This window comes from Streptomyces cahuitamycinicus (assembly GCF_002891435.1).
Taxonomy (GTDB): domain Bacteria; phylum Actinomycetota; class Actinomycetes; order Streptomycetales; family Streptomycetaceae; genus Streptomyces; species Streptomyces cahuitamycinicus.
In genome coordinates, this window is record NZ_POUC01000385.1 from 1 (window position 1) to 7752 (window position 7752).

Annotated in this window: 5 protein-coding genes and 1 pseudogene; 3 read left to right on the forward strand and 3 right to left on the reverse strand. The window is 70.6% G+C overall.

Going from position 1 to position 7752, the window contains the following annotated elements; all coding sequences use genetic code 11:
• Nucleotides 1-98 precede the first annotated feature (98 nt).
• A complete protein-coding gene (locus tag C1J00_RS34005; RefSeq protein ID WP_102912819.1) occupies nucleotides 99-1139 on the forward strand; it encodes a helix-turn-helix transcriptional regulator in 1041 nt (346 codons plus the stop codon).
• Here the strand turns inward: C1J00_RS34005 and ctaD are convergent.
• Nucleotides 1024-2709, reverse strand: a pseudogene (ctaD, locus tag C1J00_RS34010) (aa3-type cytochrome oxidase subunit I); the annotation flags it as partial. The gene C1J00_RS34005 and the pseudogene ctaD overlap by 116 nt on opposite strands.
• A gap of 431 nt (nucleotides 2710-3140) precedes the next feature.
• Between ctaD and C1J00_RS34015 the strand changes: the two are divergent.
• Nucleotides 3141-3356: an I78 family peptidase inhibitor gene (locus C1J00_RS34015; protein ID WP_102912820.1), complete on the forward strand. Its 216-nt coding sequence runs from the start codon at nucleotides 3141-3143 to the stop codon at nucleotides 3354-3356.
• Between the two features lie 90 nt (nucleotides 3357-3446).
• Here C1J00_RS34015 and C1J00_RS34020 read toward each other — a convergent pair whose 3' ends face one another.
• Nucleotides 3447-4430, reverse strand: coding sequence for a phosphatase PAP2 family protein (locus C1J00_RS34020; RefSeq protein ID WP_102912821.1), 984 nt, complete (start codon nucleotides 4428-4430; stop codon nucleotides 3447-3449).
• A 227-nt stretch (nucleotides 4431-4657) separates the two neighbouring features.
• Nucleotides 4658-5842, reverse strand: a complete 1185-nt coding sequence (locus tag C1J00_RS34025; RefSeq protein ID WP_102912822.1) for a mannosyltransferase family protein — start codon at nucleotides 5840-5842, stop codon at nucleotides 4658-4660.
• Nucleotides 5843-6105: 263 nt separating this feature from the next.
• Here C1J00_RS34025 and C1J00_RS34030 point away from each other — a divergent pair, with 263 nt between their 5' ends.
• Nucleotides 6106-7707 carry an MFS transporter gene (locus C1J00_RS34030; RefSeq protein ID WP_102912823.1) on the forward strand — a complete coding sequence of 534 codons (1602 nt, stop codon included), beginning with the start codon at nucleotides 6106-6108 and terminating at the stop codon, nucleotides 7705-7707.
• The last annotated feature ends 45 nt before the right edge of the window (nucleotides 7708-7752 follow it).

Consider the following 7752-nt stretch of genomic DNA (forward strand, 5'->3'; position numbering starts at 1 on the left):
GGCCAGGGGGACATGAACCGCACCTGCTTCACCGTCCCTCAACTGGCCTACGCGCCTTGAGGACAGTGGTTGTCCGCAAGGCCTGGCAGACTCGCCCCATGTTGGAGACCTCGGCCCGTCTGCTGCGTCTGCTGTCCCTGCTCCAGGCCCACCGCGAGTGGTCCGGCGCCGACCTCGCCGGCCGGCTCGGCGTCAGCGCCCGCACCCTGCGGCGGGACGTCGACCGGCTGCGTGAGCTGGGCTACCCGGTCAACGCCAGCCCCGGCACCGGCGGCGGCTACCAACTGGGCGCCGGCGCGGAACTGCCCCCGCTGCTCCTGGACGACGACGAGGCCGTCGCCGTGGCGGTCGGGCTGCGCACCGCCGCCGGGCAGGGCATCGACGGCATCGGAGAGACCTCGGTACGGGCCCTCGCCAAGCTGGAGCAGGTGCTGCCGAACCGGCTGCGGCGACGGGTGAGCGCCCTGAACGCCGTCACCGTGCCGATGCTGCGCAGCACGCTGCCCTCCTCGGTCGACCCGGCCGTGCTCACCGAACTCGCCCACCTGTGCCGGGACGCCGAACGGCTGCGCTTCGAGTACCGCGGCCACGACGGCACCACCACCCGCCGCAGCGTCGAACCGCACCGCCTGGTGTGCACCGAGCGCCGCTGGTACCTGGTCGCCTGGGACCTCGACCGGGACGACTGGCGCACGTTCCGCGTGGACCGCGTCACGCCCAGGCCCCCGCACGGCCCGCGTTTCACCCCGCGCCGCCCGCCCGCCGAGGACCTCGCCGCCTACGTCTCCCAGGGCGTCTCCACGCGCGCGTACGCCACCCACGCCGTCGTGCGGCTCCTGGTGCCCCTGGAGGAGGCGGGCGAGCACATCTCACCCTCCGCCGGGGTGCTGGAGGCCGAGGGCCCCGACACCTGCCTGCTGCGCTGCGGCGCCGGCAGCCTCGACGTGATGGTCATCCATGTGGTGATGCTGGGCTTCGAGTTCGAGGTGCTGGAGCCGGACGGGCTGATCGAGGCGATCAGGACGACTCGGGACCGGCTTGATGGCGCTCTGGCTCGGGCTGAGACGTCACCGCCGCGTACTCGGGATGGTGCAGGTCGAACGCCGGCGACTCGGAGCGGATCCGGGGCAGCGTCGTGAAGTTGTGCCGCGGCGGCGGACAGGAGGTCGCCCACTCCAGGGAGCGGCCGAAGCCCCAGGGGTCGTCGACCTCGACCTTCTCCCCGTACTTGGCGGTCTTCCACACGTTGTAGAGGAACGGCAGCGTCGACATGCCGAGCAGGAACGCGCCGATCGTCGACACGGTGTTGAGCGCGGTGAACCCGTCCGCCGCGAGGTAGTCCGCGTATCGGCGGGGCATGCCCTCGGCGCCCAGCCAGTGCTGCACCAGGAACGTGGTGTGGAAGCCGGTGAACAGCGTCCAGAAGTGGATCTTGCCGAGCCGTTCGTCGAGCATCTTCCCGGTGAACTTGGGCCACCAGAAGTAGAAGCCGGCGAAGATCGCGAAGACGACCGTGCCGAAGACGACGTAGTGGAAGTGCGCGACCACGAAGTACGTGTCCGTCACATGGAAGTCCAGCGGCGGCGACGCCAGGATCACCCCGGTCAGCCCGCCGAACAGGAATGTCACCAGGAAGCCCGTCGCCCACAGCATGGGCGTTTCGAAGGACAGCGAGCCCTTGAGCATGGTGCCGGCCCAGTTGAAGATCTTCACGCCCGTCGGCACCGCGATCAGGAAGCTCATGAAGGAGAAGAACGGCAGCAGCACCGCGCCGGTGGCGAACATGTGGTGTGCCCACACGATCATCGACAGGCCGGTGATCGCCATGGTCGCCCCGACCAGCGTCAGATAGCCGAACAGCGGCTTGCGGCTGAAGACGGGGATGATCTCCGTGATGATGCCGAAGAACGGCAGCGCGATGATGTACACCTCGGGGTGGCCGAAGAACCAGAACAGGTGCTGCCACAGGATCGCGCCGCCGTTGGCCGCGTCGAAGACCTGCGAACCGAACCGACGGTCCGCCTCCAGCACCAGCAGCGCCGCCGCGAGCACCGGAAACGCCATCAGGATCAGGATCGACGTGAACAGGGTGTTCCACACGAAGATCGGCATCCGGAACATCGTCATGCCGGGGGCGCGCATCCCGATGATCGTGGTGATGAAGTTGACCGCGCCGAGGATCGTGCCGAAGCCCGACAGCGCCAGCCCCATGATCCACAGGTCGGCTCCGATGCCCGGCGTGCGTTCCGCGCTGTTGAGCGGGGCGTAGGCGGTCCAGCCGAAGTCGGCGGGCCCCGAGGGCACCAGCAGGGAGCCGAGCACGATCAGCCCGCCGAACAGGAACAGCTAGTACGAGAACATGTTCAGCCGCGGGAAGGCGACGTCGGGCGCGCCGATCTGCAGCGGCATCAGCTCGTTGGCGAAGCCCGCGAAGGTCGGCGTCGCGAACAGCAGCAACATGATCGTGCCGTGCAGCGTGAACGCCTGGTTGAACTGCTCGTTGTCGATGATCTGCAGGCCGGGGCGGGCCAGTTCGGCGCGCATCAGCAGCGCCATCGCCCCGGCGACCAGGAAGAACAGGAACGACGTGATCAGGTAGAGATGGCCGATCTTCTTGTGGTCCGTCGTCGTCAGCCAGTCGACCACCGCTCGTCCGTGCCGCGTCCGCGGCTCGGACGGCGCCGCCGCCTCTACGGTCTGCGTCCCCATCGCTCGCTCGCCCCTTCGCTGATCGCGCACCGGGCCCGCCGCAGCCCACGCCTCACGTACCCGCGAGCTCACGCCATGATGCTCGCGTCATCGTGCGCTCCGACAGGGGGCGTATCGGCCTCTGTGTGCCGAAGCCATGCATTTCCCGTACCGCGCCGACTTCGCCGGGCCGGTGCGGCACAGGATAAGGAATGGAGCCCCGGAGGCACTTCACCCGGCACTTTCCGCCGGGCTTTTCCATGAGCTCATGGGACACGCGGGAATTCCGATCGAATGCCTGCGGAAGGCGTACGGAACCGCTCGTCCGTGTGACGGACAGCTTCCGAAACGCCTGTCGTGATCTTGTGACAGAAGCGTGACGGGAGGGGAACAGTGACCGGGGCCGCGGGCCGGGACTTCCGTGGTCGGCGGGCAGCACATAGCGTGGCGGCATGGCACCGACTCCGACACCCTCCGCTGAACCCGACGACAGCCCGGACGCCTATGTCGGCCTGGAGGCCGACCGGGCCGAACGCCTCGCGCGAGAGCGCGGCTGGCCGACGGTGCGCTCGCTGCCGCCGGGGGCGATCATCACGATGGAGTACCGCGTGGGCCGGCTGAACTTCGAGGTCAAGGGCGGTCGGGTGGCGCGGGCCTGGAAGGGCTGAGACCTGGCGGAGGCCCCTGGGAAGCACCCACCACCCTCCCGGAACCGGGGCCTTCGCGGTGCCGGAGAGGGGGCGGGCACCGGCCCGTGGTCAGCCGCCCGTCATGGGGCGGGCCGACGATGCCGAACCTCGCGGGTGGCGCTCCGGGTGCGGCGGGCGGCGGCTGCCGGCGGGTGTGACCGGCGTGCGCTCCGAGCGGGTCGTGTGCGGGCCCGGCGCCAGGCAGACCGGGGCCCGGGCCGCTAGGGCCGGCACGTCCTCCCGGTCGGCGGGCAGCGGCGTGATCAGGACGGGAGCCCCGGCCGGGGTGCGGCGTCTGCGGTCCCGCAGACGATCGCGCAGGTCGAAGATCGCGACCTCGGCCCGGGCGATCAGCGGCTCGAACCATGGCAGGCCGAGCAGGATCAGCAGACCCGCGGTCCAGCCGAGGAGCACATCACTCAGCCAGTGCGTACCGAGGTAGACCGTGGCCATCCCGACGCCGAGCGAGGTCACCGCGGACACGGCGGACAGCCAGCGCTGCGCTCTCGCGGAGGACGCCAGGTAGGCCAGGATTCCCCAGGTCACCACGGCGTTGGCGGTGTGACCGCTCGGAAATATATCGCCGCCGCGCCACATCTCGTTCGAGCCGATCACGGTCGCGTAGTGCGGACCCAGGCGGCCCATGCCGTACTTGGCGGCTCCGACCGTGACGTTCAGCAGCAGCAGCGAGACGCCGAACACGAGCAGCGGCCGCAGGGTGTGCTGCCGCCAGGAGCGCCAGCCCAGCCACGCCGCGACCATCACGGCGGTCGGGCCGCGCTGGCCGAGGACCACGTAGTAGTCGACGAACCAGTGGATCTCCGACCACTGCTGGTACGGGCGGAAGAACATGACCTGCCAGTCGAGCCGGACCAGCCAGGACGTGATCACCACGGCCCACACGATCGCGCCGTAGAAGGCCAGGGTTCCCGCGAAGAGCACGATGCGGTGCCTGCTCATCTTCGGCACATCGATGTGGGCCGGTCGTTCCGGCTCACGGTCCAGCCGGGCGAACACCCGGTCCAGACGGGTGAGCTTCGGTTCGGTACGCACCCAATCGACGTTACAGCGAGTGAGCTCAGATCCCGGGCGAATCAACGGCTTTGTGATGACGATGTGATGTGGGATTCCTCTCAGGAGGGGGTTTATTTCCAGCGAATCTGCAATCGCCGGGCGCCGTGGCCTTCAATTCCTTTGATCATTCCGGATGCGGGTTTTATCGCGCTTTTGAATTCGTTCACCGGGGCATGGGGCGGAATTCCCCCGGCGCTCACAGCGGGTCAGGGCGGACCGGAGCCGTTCAGCCAGAACGCGCCGTACACCGCGGAGGCCACCGCCACGGACCCGAGAATGGTCGCTGACCTGCGCGTACGCACCTTGGCCAAGGCCAGCCCGAGAGGCAGCAGCAAGGTGAAGGCGGGCATCAGCAGACGCGGTTTCGAGCCGAAGTAGCTCGACGCGCACAGGGCGAGCGCGGTCACGATCCCGGTGTAGACCAGCAGCGGCAGCGGCTGGCGCTGACGAACTCCGGTCACATACAGCCAGACGACTGACACGACCCCGGCGATGAGCCCCACCCCGGCGAGAGCCGACGGGAACGACGTGAACTTCTCGGCGGCGAAACGGGCGAAGGCGTAGCCGCCGTCGAAGCCGTTGCGCCATCCGGCCTGGACATCGAGATAGCCCAGTGGGCCCTTGCCGGTGCGGTGGCCGACCCAGAGCACGTAGCAGGCGGTGCCGAGGGGGGCCAGGGCCATGCCGAGGACGCGCCGGGCCCGGGTCCCGGCGGCGGGGACGCGCGGAGCGTCCTGCCCGGCCGCACGCCGGTCGCGGACGAAGGAGGCAACCGCCGCCGCCCACACCGCCGCCACCACGGCCAGTCCCACCGGGCGGGTCAGCCCGGCGAACAGGGCCAGTGCGCCGGCCGTCACCCAGCGGCCGGTCAGGACGGCGTACAGCGCCCAGGCCGCGAGCGCCGTGAACAGGGACTCGCTGTACGCCATCGACTGCACGATCCCGACCGGCAGAACGGCCCAGAGCAGCACCGCGCACACCCCGGCCCGGCGGCCGTACACATGGTCCGCCACCGCGAAGATCCCCCAGGCCGCGGCGAGCGAGGCGACCGCGCTGACCAGGAACCCCCCGTCCGCGTACGACAGTGGCGACACCGCCGCCACCAGCCGCTCCAGCCAGGGCAGCAGCGGGAAGAACGCCAGGTTCGAGTGCACGTCCCCGTTCGCCAGCCGCACCTCGTAGCCGTAGCCGAGCTCGGCGACGCGGACGTACCAGAGCGCGTCCCACCGGGCGGTCAGCAGCGTGTACGCGTTCTTGTCCCGCGCCGCGCTCCACAGGAACAGAGCGAGCAGGCCCAGGGCGCGGACGGCCGCGTACCCGGCGAGCGCCGGAGCAGCCCGGCGCAGCGCCCCGGCGCGGGACGGGGCCGCGCGCGTCTCAAGATCGGTCACGGGCCCGATTATCGACCCGGGCCGGAACCGCCCGGCCGGCCGGGGCGTGAACCACGAAGGAGCAAGTGGCGTACGCCACATCCTTCCGCCGAAGGTGTGAGAGGTCCGCCACTGGTCTCCGTCGGGGACTCGCGTACTCTGACGTGTCACTCGCTTTTCGTCTGCGCGGGCCGGAGACCACCGCTCCTCTCCGGCCGAGTCGCGGGGGCGTCCCCCACCCCGTGAGCCCGCCGATCGCGAGGGAACATCTGGGAGGTACGTACATGTCCGGGACGACCACGGCCGCCGCCGCGCTGCGCCGTCGGGCGGCCGGGGCCGGTGCCAACCGCTGGGTGGTTCTCGTCGTCCTCTGCGTCAGCCTGCTGCTGGTCGCCGTCGACGCCACCGTGCTGCACGTGGCGGTCCCCGCCGTCACCGAGGACCTCAGGCCCGGCGGGATAGAGCTGCTCTGGATCGTCGACGTCTACCCACTGGTCTGCGCCTCGCTGCTGATCCTGTTCGGCACGCTGGGCGACCGCATCGGCCGCCGAAGAGTGCTGCTCCTCGGCTACACGCTGTTCGGTGTCGCCTCCGGTCTCGCGGCCCTGGCCGACAGCGCCCAGGTACTGATCGTGGCGCGGGCGCTGCTCGGCGTGGGCGGCGCGATGATCATGCCCGCGACCCTGTCGATCCTGCGGCAGGTCTTCCCGGACCGGCGCGAGCGAGCGCTCGCGATCGGCGTCTGGAGCGCCGTGGCCGCGGTGGGCGCGGCGGTCGGTCCGCTGCTCGGCGGCTTCCTGCTGGAGCACTTCTGGTGGGGCTCGGTGTTTCTCGTCAACATTCCGTTGATGCTGGTCAGCCTCCCGGTGGGACGACTGCTGCTGCCCGAGTCGAAGGGTGACGGCAAGGGCCCCTGGGACGTCGTCGGGGCGCTGATGGCGGCGGTCGGGCTGTTCGGCGTCGTACTGGGCGTGAAGCGGCTCGGCAGCGGGGAGTCGGTGGGCAGTCTGGCCACCGTGCTGCCGCTGGTGGCGGGCGCGCTCCTGCTGGCCGGCTTCGTACGGCGGCAGCGGCGGCGGACGTATCCGCTGGTCGACCTCACGATGTTCGCGCGGCCGGCGTTCAGTACGTCCGTCGGGTGCATCGTGCTGGCGATGCTCGCGCTGGTGGGACTGGAACTGATCGCGGCGCAGTACCTGCAGCTGGTGCTCGGGTTGTCGCCGCTGGAGACGGGGCTGCGGCTGCTGCCGCTGACGTTCGCGGCCATGGCGGCCGGGCTGGCCGGGGCGCGGATGCTGCGGCGGTTCGGGCCGCGGCGGATGGTGTGCGCCGGGTTCTGTCTCACGGCGTTCGCGGTGGTGCTGCTGACGGCGCTGGGCCGGACGGACGACTGTGCGCTGATGCTGAGCGGGTTCGTGCTGCTCGGCTTCGGGCTGGAGACGACGCTGTTCGGCGCGTACGAGTCGATGCTGAGCGAGGCGCCGCAGGAGCAGGCCGGTGGGGCGGCGGCGATCGGGGAGACGTCGTACCAGCTCGGGGCGGGCATCGGGATCGCGCTGCTCGGCACGGTGATGAACGCGGCGTACGCGCCCGGGCTGTCGGGCGTGCCGGGGGTGCCGGCGTCGGCGTCCTCCTCGGCGGGGCATTCGCTGGGGGAGGCGTACGAGGTCGCCGCGCAGCTGGGCGGGTCCGCCGGTGCCGCTCTGCGGCATGCCGCCCGGGACGCGTTCGTACACGGGCTGCATGTGACGTTGCTGGTGAGTGCGGGGTTGTTGCTGTTGGGGGCGGTCATGGCGCTGCGGTTGCCGCGCGTCATGCAGTGTGAGTCCGAGCCGGTGGAGCTGCCTGCTCCCAGGGACGCGGCGGAGTCGCGCGTCTCGGTGTGACGCCGCCCCTTCGCCCACCGACGCGCCACCCGTGGCTGTCGGGGG